This window comes from Paracraurococcus lichenis (genome assembly GCF_030657435.1).
Classification (GTDB): Bacteria; Pseudomonadota; Alphaproteobacteria; order Acetobacterales; family Acetobacteraceae; genus Paracraurococcus; species Paracraurococcus lichenis.
The window spans coordinates 1-15618 of sequence record NZ_JAUTWS010000089.1; the positions used below are offsets into that span (position 1 = coordinate 1).

The 15618-nt window shown below is 68.5% G+C and carries 12 protein-coding genes and 1 pseudogene; 9 read left to right on the plus strand and 4 right to left on the minus strand.

Annotation, left to right across the window (positions count from 1 at the left end; genetic code table 11):
* Nucleotides 1-232 precede the first annotated feature (232 nt).
* The 4 genes from Q7A36_RS34190 to Q7A36_RS34205 are packed head-to-tail and all read right to left on the minus strand — an operon-like array spanning nucleotide 233 to nucleotide 4766.
* The gene (locus tag Q7A36_RS34190; RefSeq protein ID WP_305108285.1) at nucleotides 233-1618 is read right to left on the minus strand and encodes an amidase; all 1386 of its coding nucleotides are present in this window, start codon (nucleotides 1616-1618) and stop codon (nucleotides 233-235) included.
* 4 nt (nucleotides 1619-1622) lie between these two features.
* A complete protein-coding gene (locus Q7A36_RS34195) occupies nucleotides 1623-1823 on the minus strand; it encodes a hypothetical protein (protein ID WP_305108286.1) in 201 nt (66 codons plus the stop codon).
* Between the two features lie 13 nt (nucleotides 1824-1836).
* Nucleotides 1837-3165 (minus strand): amidase, encoded by a 1329-nt coding sequence (locus tag Q7A36_RS34200; RefSeq protein ID WP_305108287.1) that lies wholly within the window; start codon nucleotides 3163-3165, stop codon nucleotides 1837-1839.
* Entirely contained in the window at nucleotides 3165-4766 is a 1602-nt protein-coding gene (locus Q7A36_RS34205; protein ID WP_305108288.1) for an ABC transporter substrate-binding protein, read from the minus strand. The genes Q7A36_RS34200 and Q7A36_RS34205 overlap by 1 nt, the downstream gene beginning before the upstream one ends.
* A gap of 455 nt (nucleotides 4767-5221) precedes the next feature.
* On the opposite strand from Q7A36_RS34205, the gene Q7A36_RS34210 reads away from it, so the two are divergent.
* The 9 genes and pseudogenes from Q7A36_RS34210 to Q7A36_RS34250 all read left to right on the plus strand — a co-directional run.
* Nucleotides 5222-6523: an ABC transporter substrate-binding protein gene (locus Q7A36_RS34210; protein WP_370655751.1), complete on the plus strand. Its 1302-nt coding sequence runs from the start codon at nucleotides 5222-5224 to the stop codon at nucleotides 6521-6523.
* 11 nt (nucleotides 6524-6534) lie between these two features.
* A complete protein-coding gene (gene rutA, locus Q7A36_RS34215; RefSeq protein WP_305108289.1) occupies nucleotides 6535-7623 on the plus strand; it encodes a pyrimidine utilization protein A in 1089 nt (362 codons plus the stop codon).
* Between the two features lie 5 nt (nucleotides 7624-7628).
* Nucleotides 7629-8540, plus strand: coding sequence for an ABC transporter permease (locus Q7A36_RS34220; RefSeq protein WP_305108290.1), 912 nt, complete (start codon nucleotides 7629-7631; stop codon nucleotides 8538-8540).
* Nucleotides 8537-9391, plus strand: a complete 855-nt coding sequence (locus tag Q7A36_RS34225) for an ABC transporter permease (protein ID WP_305108291.1) — start codon at nucleotides 8537-8539, stop codon at nucleotides 9389-9391. The genes Q7A36_RS34220 and Q7A36_RS34225 overlap by 4 nt, the downstream gene beginning before the upstream one ends.
* Nucleotides 9392-9403: 12 nt before the next feature.
* Entirely contained in the window at nucleotides 9404-10417 is a 1014-nt protein-coding gene (locus Q7A36_RS34230) for an ABC transporter ATP-binding protein (RefSeq protein WP_305108292.1), read from the plus strand.
* A 100-nt stretch (nucleotides 10418-10517) separates the two neighbouring features.
* Nucleotides 10518-12110 (plus strand): ABC transporter substrate-binding protein, encoded by a 1593-nt coding sequence (locus tag Q7A36_RS34235; RefSeq protein ID WP_305108296.1) that lies wholly within the window; start codon nucleotides 10518-10520, stop codon nucleotides 12108-12110.
* Nucleotides 12111-12588: 478 nt separating this feature from the next.
* Nucleotides 12589-12930, plus strand: a complete 342-nt coding sequence (locus tag Q7A36_RS34240) for a hypothetical protein (RefSeq protein ID WP_305108293.1) — start codon at nucleotides 12589-12591, stop codon at nucleotides 12928-12930.
* A gap of 480 nt (nucleotides 12931-13410) precedes the next feature.
* Nucleotides 13411-15075, plus strand: coding sequence for a PQQ-dependent dehydrogenase, methanol/ethanol family (locus tag Q7A36_RS34245; RefSeq protein WP_305108294.1), 1665 nt, complete (start codon nucleotides 13411-13413; stop codon nucleotides 15073-15075).
* A gap of 148 nt (nucleotides 15076-15223) precedes the next feature.
* A pseudogene (locus tag Q7A36_RS34250) lies at nucleotides 15224-15618 on the plus strand (DDE-type integrase/transposase/recombinase); the annotation flags it as partial.

Below are 15618 nucleotides of genomic sequence, written 5' to 3' on the forward strand. Positions count from 1 at the left end.
CCAGCGGTCTGCGACCTGGATCGCATGGGGCGCGACCTCCCTGACCGCCCCGGCGAAGCCGCCCGGGCGATCGCGGGCAACGCAAATCGTCGCGCCGAAGGACCTGCTTCGCCCCGAACCCAGGCGCTACCCTCGCGATCGAGGGGACGCCCCCAGGGATCGACAGTGGCTGAAAGCCGTTCGCCACCCGTCACCATGCGCGTATCCTCGATGTCGTCATCGCGGCGGTCGATCAGACCAGCATTGGTCGGATCTGACGCCAGGGCGTCGCCCGTTCATAGGCGTCTCCCGCCCGCAGCACCGTCGCCTCGGCGAAGGGCCGGCCGACGATCTGCAGCGCGAAAGGCATTCCCTGCTCCGTGAACCCCATGCAGAGCGACAGGGCCGGATTGCCGCTGACATTGAAGGGAGAGGTATAGTTGTCGCGGGTGAAGAGCGTCTCCGGTTTGCCCGGCTGCAGCTTTCCCGCTGGCTCGGCGGTCGGCAGCATGATCAGGTCCACCGATCGGAACGCCGCCTGCAGGCGTTGCGCCAGGCCGGTCCGCAGGCGCATGGCCTGAACATAGTCCTCCGCCCGCACCAGGGCGCCGGCGATGATGCGGAAACGGAGGCTCGCGCCGAGCAGCTCCGGCCGCCGCCGCAGGGTCTCGGCATGGATGGCGAAGAGCTCGGCGATGGCGATGATCCGCTTGCAGTCGTTCAGTTCCCTGAGCGTGGGCAGCTCGACCGGCACGACCTCCGCGCCCAGGCCGCGATAGACCTCCAGCGCCGCGTCCAGGGCCGCGCGGGTCGGGACGGTCGCGGGCACCTCCTCCTCGATCCAGCGATACGGCACGCCGATGCGCAGGCCGCGGACCTCGCCGGTCAGGGCGGCGCGGTAGTCCGGCACCGGCAGGTCGGCGCAAGCCGGGTCGCGCGCATCGAAGCCGGCGACGACGCCGAGGAGGATCGCCACATCCTCCACCGTCCAGGCCAGCGGCCCGGCATGGTCGTGGGAGAAGCAGTTCGGCAGCACGCCGCGGCGGCTGACCCGGCCATAGGTGGGCTTCAGCCCGGCAATGCCGCAGGCTGCGGCCGGGCCGCGGATCGAGCCGCCGGTATCCGAGCCCATCGTCCCCAGCACCATCCCCGCCGCCACCGAGGCGGCGGAGCCGGAGGAGGAGCCGGCCGGGTCCTTCTCGAGGTCCCAGGGATTGCGGCAAGGCGGGAAGAGCACGTCCCAGGACGGCCCGCCATGGGCGAATTCCCAGGTCGCCGCCTTGCCCAGCAGCACGCCGCCGGCCGCAGAGAGCCGCGCCTGCGCGTCGCAATCCTCCGCCGGGACATGCTCGGCCAGCAGCCTCGACTGCGCCGTGGTGCGGATGCCCGCGGTCTCGAAGATGTCCTTGAGGTTGTAGGGGATGCCGTGCAGCGGGCCGCGGGGCCCGTCGCGCATGATCTCGGCCTCGGCCTGGCTTGCCTCGGCCAGCGCCCGCTCCCGCGTCAGCGTCACGAAGCTGCCGAGTTGTGCGTCCGCCGCGTCGACGCGCGCGAGGCAGGCCTGCAGCAGCTCCACCGGCGAGAGGTTGCGCGCGGCGATGCGGCGCGCCGCCTCGGCGATGGTGAGGAACTCCGCCATCGCCTCAGCCCTCCCGCGCGAAGGTCGCGGGCAGGAAGACATGCGCGGGCTCGGCCGCCATGGGCGGGTCCTTCGGGATGCGCGCCGCCATGGCCCGCACATGCCGCCAGGCCAGCAGCAGTTCCTGCAGATAGTCCTCCGGCAGGTCGAGCCCGGCCTGCCGCGCCAGGATGCGGATCTCCTCCGGTGTCGTCTCCTCGGTCATGCCTGGTCCTCCCTCAGCGGCACAGCGTTTCGCGGGCCCAGCCGGGCTCGCTGTCGATTGCCGGCGCGCAGGCCGCGGCGATGGCCAGCAGCCTAGCATCCGACAGCCGCGGCCCGACGAGCTGGATGCCCACCGGCAGTCCGCGCGGCCCGCGGATGGCGGGGATCGCCAGGCAGGGCACGTGCAACAGGGTCCAGATGCCGTTGAAGATCCAATCGCCCGTGGTGTGCAATCCCTCCGGCGCCTCGCCCGGCGCCGCCGGCGTCAGCACCACGTCCAGCCTTGGCCCGAACAGCGCATCGAATTCCGGGCGGCAGCGATCCGCCAGTGCATAGGCGGCGAGCAGCCCTGCGCTGTCATAGGTCGCGCGCAGCTCGACCCGCTGCCGCAGGTCGGCCGCCAGCAGGTGATGCGCGGCGAGGTATTCCGGCAGGAAGGCGGCGCTGCCCTCATGCCGGCCGATCACCTCGCGCGCCGCGGTCAGGCCGGCGAAGTGGGCCGGCAGCTCGAGCGGCTCGACGATCGCGCCCGCGGCTTCCAGCCGCCGCGCCGCAGTCTCCAGCGCCGCGGCGCCGGCCGGCTCGATGCGGTTCCAGACCGGGCTGCGGCAGAGTCCGACGCGCAACCCCTTCAGGCTGGCGGCCGGCTGCGCCAGCCCGGGCAGGCGGAAGGCTTCGGCGACGAGACGGAGATCCTCGACCGAGCGGCCGAACCAGCCCACCGTGTCGAGCGAGAGCGCGGCCATGCGCACGCCTTCGCGGCTCACCAGGCTCCAGCTCGGCTTCAGGGCGTAGATGTTGTTGAAGGAGGCGGGTCGGATATGCGACCCCGCGGTCTGCGTGCCGAAGGCGAGCGGCACCATGAAGTCGCCCACCGCGGCGCCCGAGCCGGAGGAGGAGCCGCCCGGCGTGTGCATCGGGTTGAAGGGGTTGCGCGTCAGCGCCTTCCGCCCGCCCGAGGCGAACTCCACCGTATCCGTCTTGCCGAGGATCAGCGCGCCGGAATGCCGCACCACGCCGACGCAGGCGGCGTCGCGGCCGATGCGCGCCGCCTCGTAGATCGGCGAGTTCTGCGTGGTCGGCATGTCGAGGGTGTCGATCACGTCCTTCACGCCGAAGGGGAGGCCGTGCAGCGGGCCGCGCGGCCCGTCCTGCACGGCCCGCTTGTCGAGTTCCCGCGCCCGCCGGATGGCGAGGTCGGGGTCGAGGAAGAGCCAGGCCTTCACCACCGGCTCGCGCGCCGCGATGCGGTCGAGGCAGGACCGGACCAGCTCCTCGCAGGAGAGGCGGCGGTCGCGGATCAGACGGGCGGCCTCGGCCGCCGTGAACTGGTATGGCTGCATCAGGCGAGATCCACCGTGGTCAGGTCCTGCTGCCAGCTCTGCGCCTGCACGAAGCCGCGGACGCGCGAGGCCATGGCGCGCGGGTTCAGGTCGTGCACGATGAAAGCCCAGAGGGCGTTGTCGACGAAGCCTGCATGCAATTCGGCGAGCAGCATGTCCTGCCTTTCCTGGTCGAATTCCACCTCGGCGCGGGAGGCCAGGGCGTCGATCCTCGGGTCGTTGAACCAGCCCCAGTTCAGCCCGGCGGGCGGTACGCGCCGCGACCAGGTGGCATCGATGATGGAGGAAGGGTCGGCGGTGCCGAGGGAGTTGTTCAGCCCGTGCATGCCCCGGTTCTCCGGCGCGGCGGCGCCGCTGCGGCGGCGGCCGCGCAGCGTCTCCCATTCCAGCACCTCGAAGCGGATGTCGAAGCCGATCTCCGCGAGGCCCTGCTTGATCGCCTCGTTCATCGGCATGGGCTGCATCTGGCCGGAGCCGCTGGTCGAGATCAGCACCGTCGCCTGACAGGGATTGCGCGGGCCGTAGCCGGCCGCCTGCAGCAGCCGCTTCGCCTCGCGCGGATCGTGGCGGAGCTGGAATTGCGGCTTGCCGAACCAGGGATCGTTGGGCAGCGCCGCGCCCTGTGCCGCCATGGCCGTGCCGCCGAGCAGTGCCACGAGCCCGTCGCGGTCGAGGCCGAGATTGATGGCCTGCCGCACCCGCAGGTCGCGGAAGGGACTGTCCGGCAGGCAGCTCAGCAGGTAGGGCCAGACATGCGGGTAGGGGTTCGTGACGATGCGCATCCCTGCCTGCCGCAGGCGCGGGATCAGGTCGGGCGGCGGCGCCTCCACCCAGTCCACCTGGCCGGAGAGCAGCGCGGCGGCGCGCGTCATCGGATCCGGCATGGGCACCACGATCAGCCGGTCGCAGCGCGGGACGCGGTCCCGGTCCCAGTATCGGGTGTTGCGGCTGAACTCGATCCGCTCCCGCGGCACGACGCGGTCGATCCGCCAGGGGCCGGTCCCGGATGGGGCGAGGGCGACGCGGTTCCAGTCGCCGCCGAGCTCCTTCCAGCGTGCCGGCGAGGACATGAAGACGCTGACCAGCTTCCAGGCGAGATTGGCGTCCGGCTGCCGGGTGGTGATCTCGGCCGTGCTGCCATCCACCGCGCGATAGGCGGCGATGGACGCGACGAAGGCGGCGGCCTGCGCCGCCTGCGCCGCATCGTATTGCGGCGCCGCCTTGTTCAGCACCTTGTCGAGGTTCCAGACCACCGCCGCGGCATCGAATTCCGAGCCGTCATGGAACTGCACGCCCTGGCGCAGCCGGAAGGTCCAGCGGGTGCGGTCGGCCGGATCGGTGGACCAGGCTTCCGCGAGGCCCGGCACGATACGCGCCTTGACGTCGCCACGCGAGAGATCCCAGGCGCTCAGCGCATCATAGGCGGTGATGCCGGCGAAGCGGATGCCCTCCGCACCCTGGTTCGGCTGGCCGGTGGTGGTGGGGATGTCGGCCGCGGTCATCGCGACCCGCAGCACTTTTTCGGCGGCCTGGCCTGCCTGCGGCAGCGCCGCGAGCATGGGCGAGGCGGCAAGACCGGCAGTGAAACTCCGTCGCAGCATGGGCAGCCTCCCGGTGGCTGATGCTGCCGTGCGACGCCCTGGCCTTGCTCCCGCTGCCGCATCCTGCGCGGCGCAGGCCGCATGGCGCAAGTACGGGTCGGCGCAATTCCGCCGTGGCAGCGTTCGGCGGCGCCGGCCCGCGCATGCCGTGGTGCGGGCGCCGCCAGGTCCTCGGACCGCTCGCCCGGGAATGGCCTGGCGGCGAAGCCGCCCTTGTGAGAGCGATGCCGCGAATGCGGCTCCGGCTCACGCTGGCGCATGGCTCAAGCAAGAATGGGCTTAAATAAGGCAGAATACTGTGTATTGAGCAAAAATCATAAGCCACCTTCACGTTACTTTCCATCACTGCCTTTCCGATGTTCATTTTGTGCGTCGCAAAATTGGCGTCGTTCGGAGATCGGATCTTCGGGATCCGGTCCAGGCCCCGATGCGGCACCGCCACCGTGAGAGGAGGCATGATGTCGACGCTGCATGTTCCACCGACCGGGGCAACGCGCCGCTCCGTGCTCAAGGCCGCACTCGGCACGACCGGCATCGCGGCGGGATCGGGGGCCCTCACCGGGTTCCCCACGATCTGGGCGCAGAACATCAAGGACATCACGCTGCAGCACGCCGGTCCTCCGGTGACGGCCATCGGCCAGATTGCCGAGCAGGCCAGCAAGGATCTCGGCTTCACCGTGCGCATGCAGGCGAGCGAGAACGCCGACCTGCTGAACCGCTTCCTGTCGCAGTCCAACGCGATCGATGTCGCCGACGTGTCGATCACCTTCATGAAGTACCTCGTCGGCCGCAACGTGCTGCAGGGCATTCCGCTCTCGAAGATCCGCCACTGGGAGCAGACCATCCCGCTCTTCACGAAGGGCGAGTACCCGGACGGACGGCGCGCGTCCTTGCAGGGCGTGGCGCCCTACAGCGTGCTCTATGTCACGAGTCCCGAGGTGAAGGCCTTCTCCGACGGCCCGAGCGAGTGGCTGACCGGCATTCCCGCCGTCACCAATGCCGACACGCTCGGCATCCGGCCCGACCTGGTGGGGCGGCCGGTGACGAGTTGGGCGGACCTGCTCGATCCCGCCTTCAAGGGGAAGTCGGCGCTGCAGGACCAGCCGACCGTGGGCGTCATCGACGTAGCCCTCGCGGTCGAAGCGCGCGGCGCGATGACCTACGGCAACAAGGGCAACATGACCCGGGCCGAGATCGACAAGACCATCGCCCTGATGATGGAGGTCAAGCGGAGCGGCCAGTTCCGCTCCTTCTGGACCACCTTCGACCAGTCCGTGAACCTGATGGCCTCGGGCGAGGTGGTGATCCAGTCCATGTGGTCGCCGGCGGTCTCCGCGGTCCGGACGCGCGGCATCCCTTGCGTCTTCCAGCCGCTGAAGGAGGGCTATCGCGGCTGGGGCTACAACCTCGGCATGATGAAGCACCTCACGGGGCTGAAGCGCGACTGCGCCATCGAATACGCGAACTGGTACGGCTCGGGCTTCCAGGGCGCCTTCATCGCCCGCCAGGGCTACTACTCGGCGCAGCCGGAGACGGCCCGCAAATTCCTGACCGCCGCCGAGTGGGACTACTGGTACGGCGGCAAGCCGGCCGCGACCGACCTCTCCGACCCCTTCGGCAAGCCCGCGATCAAGGCGGGCGAGGTGCGCGACGGCGGCGCCTTCTGGCAGCGCATGGGCAATATCGCGGTCTGGAACTCGGTCATGGACGAGGACCGCTACCTGACCCGCCGCTGGAACGAGTTCATCTCTTCGTAGGAGCAGTCGCCATGCAGCTCGGTGTCTTCATTCCCATCGGCAACAACGGCTGGCTGATCTCCACCACCTCGCCCCAGTACATGCCGAGCTTCGACCTGAACCGCACCATCGTCGAGAAGGCGGAGCGCTTCGGCTTCGACTTCGCCCTGTCGATGATCAAGCTGCGCGGCTTCGGCGGCCCGAGCGGCTTCTGGGACCACAACCTCGAGAGCTTCACGCTGATGGCGGGGCTCGCCGCGGTGACCAGCCGCATCCAGCTCTTCGCCACCTGTGCGGTGCTCACGCTGCCGCCGGCGATCGCCGCCCGCATGGCGGTGACCATCGACAGCATCTCGCATGGCCGGTTCGGCGTGAACCTCATCACCGGCTGGCAGCGGGCGGAGTATACCCAGATGGGGCTCTGGCCCGGCGCCTCCCACTACCAGCGGCGCTACGACTACTGCGCCGAGTACGTGACCGTCATGAAGGAGCTCTGGGCCGCCGGCCGCTCCGACTTCAAGGGCGATTTCTTCCGGATGGAGGATTGCCGCTGCAGCCCGCTGCCGCAGGCCCATATCCCGATCATCTGCGCGGCGCAGAGCGATGCCGGCACCCGCTACGCCGCCGAGCATGCCGATTACAATTTCTGCGCGAGCTTCGGGGTCAACCAGCCGAGCGCGGTGGCGCCGAGCGTCGCGCGGCTGGTGAAGGCGACCGAGGAGACCGGCCGCGACTGCGGCGCCCTCGTCCTCACCATGATCATCGCCGACGAGACCGATGCGGCGGCGATGGCCAAGTGGGAGCACTACAAGGCGGGCGCCGACCTCGAGGCGCTGGCCTGGCGCGACGCGCAGGCCGGCGACGATCCCAGCAGGGACCCCTATGCCGGCCCCAACCGCCGCAAGACCCTGGCCGAGAACGGCAAGCCCTTGCCGACCAACCAGGGCGTGCTCTGCGGCTCCTATGCCTCCGTCGCGCGCATGCTGGACGAGATGGCGACGGTGCCCGGCGTGCGCGGCGTCATGCTGACCTTCGACGACTTCGTCATCGGCATGGAGCAGTTCGGCACCCGCATCCTGCCGCTGATGCGCTGCCGCGGCGCCATCAGCCAGGCCGCGTGATGGGGATGGCCGGTCAGGCCACGCGCCTCGCCGCCCCGCGCGGCGGCCGCCGCGCGCCACGGCTCGCGCCCCGGGCGGTGTCCTGGCTGCAGGTCGGGCCGCTCGCCTTCATCCTCGTCGTCTTCTTCGCCCTGCCGACGCTGCTCTTCCTCGTCGTCAGCTTCTTCGACTACGATCGCACCGGCATCTACCCGGCCTTCATGCTCGACAACTACCGGGAGGTGCTCACCACGCCGGCGACGCTCCGCGTCTATCTCAGTTCGCTCAAGTTCGCCTTCATCGTCTGGGGCATCACCCTCGTCCTCGGATTCGGCATCGCGCATTTCCTGGTCTTCCATGTGCGCAGCGCCGCCGTGCGGACGGCGCTGTTCCTGCTCTGCGCCATCCCCTTCTGGACATCGGGCATCATCCGGACCATCGCCTGGATCCCCTTCCTCGGCCGCAACGGCGCCTTCAACCAGACCTTGATCGAACTGCACCTGGTGCGCCAGCCGCTCGAATTTCTCCTGTTCTCGCCCTTCGCCGTCTGCGTCACCTATGTCCACCTCTTCACGCTGCTGATGATCGGGCCGATCGCCAATGCGATGGCGAAGATCGATCCGGCGCTGCTGGAAGCGGCGCGCGACGCGGGTGCCAGCCGTTGGCGGACCATGGTGGACGTGGTGATCCCGCTGTCGAAGACCGGCATCGCCCTCGGCTCCATCCTGGTCTTCACCCAGGTCATGGGCGACTTCTTCGTGGTCAAGCAGATGAGCGGAGGGCAGAGCGCCTCCATCGTCTCGGCGCTGGCCACCGAGATCCAGGCCATGCAGTACCCACCCGCGGCGGCGAGCGCCATGCTCCTCGTGCTCTTCGTCGCCGTCATGGTGGCCGGCATGATGCGCGTGGTGGATGTGCGGAAGGAGCTCGTGCGGTGATTGCGGCCGGCGTCGGCCGACGTGACCCGCGGGAGAGGCGGCCCTGGACCTTCTATGCGCTGGCGACGCTGATGGGCGTCTTCCTGCTCTTCCTCTACGGCCCGATGCTCGTGATCTACCTGCTGTCCTTCCAGGGGCCGGATGGCGGCGTCACCTTCCCCATGGTGGGTGTGTCAACGGTCTGGTTCGAGGACATCCTGAAGCCGGGCCAGATGGCCAATATCCCCGTCGCCTTCGGCCGCTCGGTCCTGCTGGCCGGCATCGTCAGCGTCATCACCGTGGTGGTGTCGGTCGCCGCCGGCCTCGGCTTCCGCCGCCGCTTCCCGGGATCCGGCCTGCTGTTCTACCTCGCCGTCGCCAGCCTCGTCATGCCGAGCCTGCTGGTCGGCTTCGGCATCGGCCTCGGCTTCCAGCTCTTCGGCTGGCAGCCGGACCTCCTCACCTCGGCCCTCGCGGCGCAGCTCACCTGGACGCTGCCCTTCGGCCTCTTCGCCATGTTCGCCGTCTTCAACCGGTTCAACCGGGCCTATGAAGAGGCCGCGACGGATCTCGGCGCCACCGCCTGGCAGCGGCTGCGCTGGGTGACGCTGCCCATCCTGCTGCCCGGCATCCTGGGCGTCGCCATGGGTGCCTTCACGCTGTCCTACGACGAGTATGCGCGGACAACCCTGGTTGCCGGCAATCGCAACACCCTGCCTCTCGAAATCTATGCCCTGATCTCGAGTTCGACCTCGCCGACGCTCTTCGCGATCGGCACCCTCACCACGGCCCTCTCCTTCGTGGTGATCGGCATCACGCTGACGGTCGTCCTTCGCATGCAGCGCCGCCGCGCACGGTCCCGGGCGGCCTGAGGAGCATCCAGGATGGACACAAGCGGGCTGCGCCTCGAACGACGCTACGATGTCGAGCTCGTTTCCGTCACCAAGCGTTACGACGGTACGGTCGCGGTGGACGGCGTCTCGCTGCGGATCCCGCGGGCGAGCTATTGCTGCCTGCTCGGGCCAAGCGGCTGCGGCAAGACCAGCACCTTGCGGATGATCGCCGGGCACGAGGTGGTGTCCGAGGGTGACGTGCTGATCCACGACGTGAACGTCACCGACCTGCCGCCCGCGGCCCGCGGCACGGCCATGATGTTCCAGAGCTATGCCCTCTTCCCGCATCTGAGCTGCCTGGACAATGTCGCCTTCAGCCTCAAGGCGCGCGGCATCCCGAAGGTCGAGCGGCACGCCCGGGCGCGCGAATACCTGGCGCGGGTCCACATGCAGGCCTTTGCCGAGCGGCTGCCGGCGCAGCTCTCCGGCGGCCAGCAGCAGCGGGTCGCGCTGGCCCGGGCGCTCATCACCGAGCCGCGCGTGCTGCTGCTCGATGAGCCGCTCTCCGCTCTCGATCCGTTCCTGCGCGGCCAGGTGCGGGAGGAGCTGAAGCGGCTGCAGCGTGAGCTCGGCATTACCTTCATCCACGTCACCCACAGCCAGGACGAGGCGTTGGCCCTGGCCGACCTGATGATCGTCATGGATGCCGGCCGGATCCGGCAGGCCGGCCCGCCGCGCGAGATCTTCGAACGGCCTGCCGACAGCTTCGTCGCTCGTTTCATCGGAGGTCACAACATCCTGCCCGGCCGCGGCGGGACGGTGGCCGTGCGGGCAGACCGATGCCGGCTCGGCGAGGCGCGCGACGACCCGCACATCCCGGGGCGCATCGCCGCCGTGGAGTACCAGGGCAGCAGCGTGAGGATCGCGCTGACGGTCGAAGCCGGTCGGAACGTCTCCGTGGTCATGCCGGACGACAGGTTCTTCGCGGAGCCGGTACAGCCGGGCGACGAGGCGACCATCGTCTGGTCCGAGCGCGACGCGCATGCGATGCCCGGTCCCGCCTGATGCGAGCCTTACCCCGCTGGCGGCCGCAACAGGTCGGGCGGCTCATCCCCGGTGTCCTGCCGCGATCGCGGAGCCCTTGATCAACACGGGAGCCTTGCCGATGCATCGACGTAGCGTCCTCACCGCAGCCACGCTCCTTGGTGTCCTGCCGCTCGCTGCGCCACGCGTCGCACGCGGCCAGGGAGGCGTGCTGAATTTCGTTCCCTATGCCGATGTCGCGTCGCCGGATCCGATCTGGAGCAGCACCTATGCGACGCGCACCTCAGCCCTCGCCGTCTTCGACACGCTCTACGGCGTCGATGAGGATCTCGTCGCACGACCGCAGATGGTTGAGGGCCATGTCGTCGAGGAGGAGGGCAGGCGCTGGACCCTCCGGCTTCGAGAAGGCCTCGTGTTCCACGATGGGGAGCCGGTGCTCGCGCGCGACTGTGTCGCCTCGATCCTGCGCTGGGGGCGGCGGGACGGCTTCGGCCAGCAGCTCCTGTCCGCAACGGACGAGCTGAGCGCCGCCGATGACCGCAGTCTCGTCTTCCGCCTCAAGCGGCCGTTCCCCATGCTGCCGGATGCCCTCGCGCGTCCCAGTTCCCTGGTCTGCGCCATGATGCCGGAGCGCATCGCCCGCACCGACCCCTACAGCCAGATTCCTGAGGTGATCGGCAGCGGTCCGTTCCGTTATCTCGCGGGGGAGCGCGTGCCCGGCGCCCGCGTGGTCTATGAGCGCCACGCCGCCTATCGGCCCCGGGCGGAGGGCCGGCCGAGCTTCACCGCCGGGCCGCGGATCGCCCATCTTGATCGGGTCGTCTTCAACATCATGCCCGATCCGGCGGCGGCCGCGGCCGCACTCCAGGCCGGAGAGGTGGACTGGATCGAGCAGCCGCTGATCGATCTTCTGCCCCTGCTCCGCCGGTCCCGCGGAATTGCCGTCGAGGTGAAGGACCGCTTCGGCTATCTCGGGCAGTTCCGCTTCAATCACCTGCATCCACCCTTCGACAATGCTGCAGTGCGTCGCGTCATCCTCGCGGCAATCAGCCAGTCCGATTGCATGAACGCCGTGGTCGGGAGGGAGGAGGGGATCGCGAATAGTCGGGTCGGGCTCTACACGCCTGGGTCTCCCTTCGAGACGGAGGCCGGCCTGCCGGGGGCGTCCGGCGCGCCACCCGATGTCGTCGCGCTGAAGCGGGCCTTGGTGGAGGCAGGCTACAAGGGGGAGCGGGTGGTGATGCTGGCCGCGGCGGAGGTGCCGCGCATCACCGCGGTCTGCGAGGTGACGCGAGACGTGCTGACGCGGCTCGGCGTCAACCTGGACTACGTCCAGGCGGATTGGGGCACCATCGGTGCCCGCACCACCAGCAAAGAGCCAGTCGGACGCGGCGGCTGGAGTTGCTATTGCACCTATGTGGGTGGCATCGATGCGATGACGCCGGCGGTGCACTCGGCATTGCGCGGCAGTGGCGTGAATGGTGGACCGGCAGGCTGGCCGACGAGCGAGCGTATCGAGGAACTTCGCACGCAGTTCTTCGGAGCGGCTGACCTCAACGGCCAGAAGATTGCTGCGCGGGCGCTGCAGTTGCAGGCGTGGCAGGATGTGCCGTTCGTTCCTCTTGGCCAGTTCATCCAGCCGGTTGCCTACCGTAAGGCATTGTCGGGCATGGTGCCGGGCGCGCCGGTATTCACCAATATTCGTAAGGCCTGACACTGGCTATCGCGAGACCGGTCACGTCCATCATACGGAAGTTGAGTATCAGGGACCGATGGCTGGATGACACGGCCGATCGTGCATCCTCTTTCATTGTCGCGCGGCTCTGCTGTTGCGGCAGAGAATGTTCGTTCCCGGTTCGCCCTGCCACGCCGGTTCGTCTGCGAGGGCCGTTCAGCGCGTGTTCCGCTAATCTGTCGATTCTCGGTCAGCATGGATAAGGCCTGCAGGCCGCCCGTTTCGCCTGCTTGCCTCCTCGACATCGACGGCGTCGTGCACCTGGGCGGGCGTGAGGTCGTACCAGTTTGCGACGGTGGTGATGTCCGGTCCCCGTCCTTTTCACTCACTACGATGCGGGCTTCTGCGCCCGCGGAGGCCTCCCCGTGTGGTTTGCGGCCGAGGCGATCGAGGACTGGCGAGCTGAGGTGCGCAGCGGCCGAGGCGGCCAGCCGAAGTGCTCGTCGCTGGCACTCCCATGGCCCTGACGCTGCGGGCAGTGTTCCGCCTGGCGCTGCGCCAAGCGAAGGGCTTGATCGGCTTCATCGCGGTACCGAGTGCGGCGGCCGAGACCACGCCGACCCAGCGCGACGTGCGTCTGCGATGTATCGCCAAGCGCGGCTGCACGGGCTGGCGCAAGGTCTCGGGCCACAACGATCATGCCTTGATCGCGGCCGATATCTCGCGTTGGAAACGCGTCATTGGCGGCGAGCTTCGGTCGCAAACAGATGGGCGTCAGGCGACCGAGGTGTCCATTGCCACTGGCGTGCTGAACCGCATGCCTGAACTCGTATGCCAGAACTATGTCCGCTTTACATGATCCCGGACGCGGGGAAGGCTACGCGCGTCCAAACCGCTGATCAATGCAACATCCTGGATCACGCCTCGAAAGCCAAGCCTGCCACTCGATACAATGGCGAGTGGGCATTGCGGCACCCGCACGGCGTGTATACGATCTTTCGAGCATTGGCCGCGAGATGCAGAAGATGGCCGAACCAGAGAGGGGCGTGGCCAACGCGGCGCGCTCGAGGGCGGGGAGCGTTGCGACGTGTGCGAAAGCGTGGTTGCCTGCCGCTGCAACGCGCTGGGGTGGCCGGCTTGCACCCACCCCCCGCCATGATGAGTTGGCCTGGGTCATCTTGAGCCGACCGCTGCATCGATGCTGCTATCACCAGCACATTCGGCAATCGCATTCAAATATGCCCAAGCCGGATGAACAAGAAGGCGCTGCCCTGGCCTCGGCACTGGACCGGAGCGAGCTGCGCTTTTCAAGAAAGTAATGTGGAGAGGATGCACAAGAATGCGAAGAGTCCTGATGGCGTTGGCGCTCACCGTTTTGGCGCCCGCCCTGAGCCACGCCCAATCGGCTGCCGATCTCGCACGTGGCGCGACCGATACGAAGCGCGTGCTGAACTACGGTATGGGCTACAACCTGCAGCGCTTCAGCCCGCTGACCCAGATCGACAAGCAGACGGTGAAGCGTCTCGTGCCGGTCTGGAACTACAGCTACGACGACAACCGGGCAGAGGAATCGCAGCCTCTCGTCTATAACGGTGTGCTCTACGTCACCACGCACGCCGCTACCATGGCTGTGGACGCCAAGACGGGCAAGCAGATCTGGAAGACCAAGGTCGAGTACCCGCCGGAGACGCCGCGCATCGTCTGCTGCGGCATCATCAACCGCGGCGCCGCCATCTACGAAGGCAAGCTGTTCCGCACCACGCTCGATGCGAATGTCATCGCGCTCGATATGAAGGACGGCAAGGAGCTCTGGCGCTCCAATGCCATCGATTGGAAGACGGGGTACTCGCAGACCGTCGCGCCGCTGGTCGCCGACGGCGTTGTCATCACCGGCATCTCCGGCGCGGAATACGGCATCCGCGGCTTCATCGACGGCTGGGACCCGGCGACGGGCAAGCACCTCTGGCGCACCTACACCACCGCCGCCCCGGGCGAGCCCGGCGGCGACACCTGGCAGGGCGACACCTGGCAGCGCGGCGGCGGCTCCACCTGGATCACCGGCTCCTACGATCCGGAGCAGAACACGGTCTTCTGGGGCACCGGCAATGCCGGCTCCTGGAACTCGAACACCCGCAAAGGCGACAACCTCTACACCTGCGCGGTGCTCGCGCTCGACCCGAAGACCGGCAAGATCAAGTGGCACTTCCAGTTCTCGCCGAACGACTTCTACGACTACGACAGCGTGGCCGAGATGGTGCTGGCCGACATCAACGTGAACGGCCAGCCAACCAAGGCGCTGATGAATGCCAACCGCAACGGCTTCTTCTACGTGCTCGACCGCAGCAACGGGAAGCTGCTCGCCGCCAATCAGTACGGCAAGACGGTGACCTGGGCGGACGGCGTCGACGAGCGCACCGGTCGCCCCGTCGATTCCGATGTGACGAAGAAGCTGCGTGACACCGAGCAGACCGTGGAGGTCTGGCCCGGCGCCATGGGCTCGAAGAACTGGAGCCCGATGTCCTTCAACCCGCGCACCGGCCTCGCCTACGCCAACACGCTCAACTTCGGCATGAAGTACACCCCGACGCGGGAGACCTACCGCGCCGGCGCCACCTACTGGGGCGCTGACATCGAGTGGGTCTGGCCGCAGGGTCCGCGCGGCTACCTCAAGGCGATCGACCCGCTGACCGGCAAGTCGAAATGGGAAGCGCCGAGCGACATCCCACGCTTCTCCGGCGTGCTGTCGACCGCAGGCGGCGTCGTCTTCACCGGCAAGCTGACCGGCGAGCTTGAGGCCTTCGACGCCGATACCGGCGAGAAGCTCTGGCAGTTCCAGACCGGCTCCGGCATCGAGGGCCAGCCAATCACCTGGGAGCAGGACGGCGTGCAATACGTTGCCGTCTCGGTCGGGATTGGCGGCGTCTACGCAATCTTCTCGGGCGACGAGCGCCTGGCCTCGGTGCCAGCCGGAGGCTCACTTTGGGTCTTTGCCATGCAGAAGTAGCGAGAGATTCCGCAGGTGCAGGGTAGCTCGCCGGCTGCCCTGCATAGGCACCGTCAACCCGCTCCAGGTTGGAATGACGATCTGCAGCGGAGGTTGCCACAGGGCGTGGCGAGGAGAGTTTTGCGGCTGACCCCGCCCTGAAGGCGACACAACGGGTTTGCCGCGTCTCGGTGGACATCAACGAAGCTTTCGCGTGGGGTGTCCCCCGATGCCCAGGCTGGTCGGTGCCAGCCATCGCCGCGGCGGGCCGGTGACGACGCACCGCGACGACAGCAGCAGGCCGGCGCCGGACCTGGTGGACCGCAACGTCACCGCCAGCGGTCCCAACCAGCTCTGGGTCGCAGACACTACGTTCATCCCGACGGCCGCCGGCTTCCTCCACCTCGCCGTCGTGCTCGATGCCTGGAGCCGCAAGGTCGTCGGCTGGGCCACCACCAACCATCTGCGCACCGAGCTCGTCCTCGATGCGCTGGAGATGGCCATCGGCCAGCGCCGGCCGCGTGGCGTCATCCAGCACTCTGACCGGGGCCCATACCGAGGCGC

Bases quoted from the DNA above. Each gene is read 5' to 3' on its own strand.
- Q7A36_RS34235 (WP_305108296.1), top strand. From the start codon at position 10,518: ATGCATCGACGTAGCGTCCTCACCGCAGCCACGCTCCTTGGTGTCCTG.
- Q7A36_RS34220 (WP_305108290.1), top strand. From the start codon at position 7,629: ATGGCCGGTCAGGCCACGCGCCTCGCCGCCCCGCGCGGCGGCCGCCGC.
- Q7A36_RS34230 (WP_305108292.1), top strand. From the start codon at position 9,404: ATGGACACAAGCGGGCTGCGCCTCGAACGACGCTACGATGTCGAGCTC.
- Q7A36_RS34190 (WP_305108285.1), bottom strand. From the start codon at position 1,618: ATGGCGGAGTTCCTCACCATCGCCGAGGCGGCGCGCCGCATCGCCGCG.
- Q7A36_RS34200 (WP_305108287.1), bottom strand. From the start codon at position 3,165: ATGCAGCCATACCAGTTCACGGCGGCCGAGGCCGCCCGTCTGATCCGC.
- Q7A36_RS34205 (WP_305108288.1), bottom strand. From the start codon at position 4,766: ATGCTGCGACGGAGTTTCACTGCCGGTCTTGCCGCCTCGCCCATGCTC.
- Q7A36_RS34195 (WP_305108286.1), bottom strand. From the start codon at position 1,823: ATGACCGAGGAGACGACACCGGAGGAGATCCGCATCCTGGCGCGGCAG.
- Q7A36_RS34245 (WP_305108294.1), top strand. From the start codon at position 13,411: ATGCGAAGAGTCCTGATGGCGTTGGCGCTCACCGTTTTGGCGCCCGCC.
- rutA (WP_305108289.1), top strand. From the start codon at position 6,535: ATGCAGCTCGGTGTCTTCATTCCCATCGGCAACAACGGCTGGCTGATC.
- Q7A36_RS34210 (WP_370655751.1), top strand. From the start codon at position 5,222: ATGATGTCGACGCTGCATGTTCCACCGACCGGGGCAACGCGCCGCTCC.
- Q7A36_RS34240 (WP_305108293.1), top strand. From the start codon at position 12,589: ATGGCCCTGACGCTGCGGGCAGTGTTCCGCCTGGCGCTGCGCCAAGCG.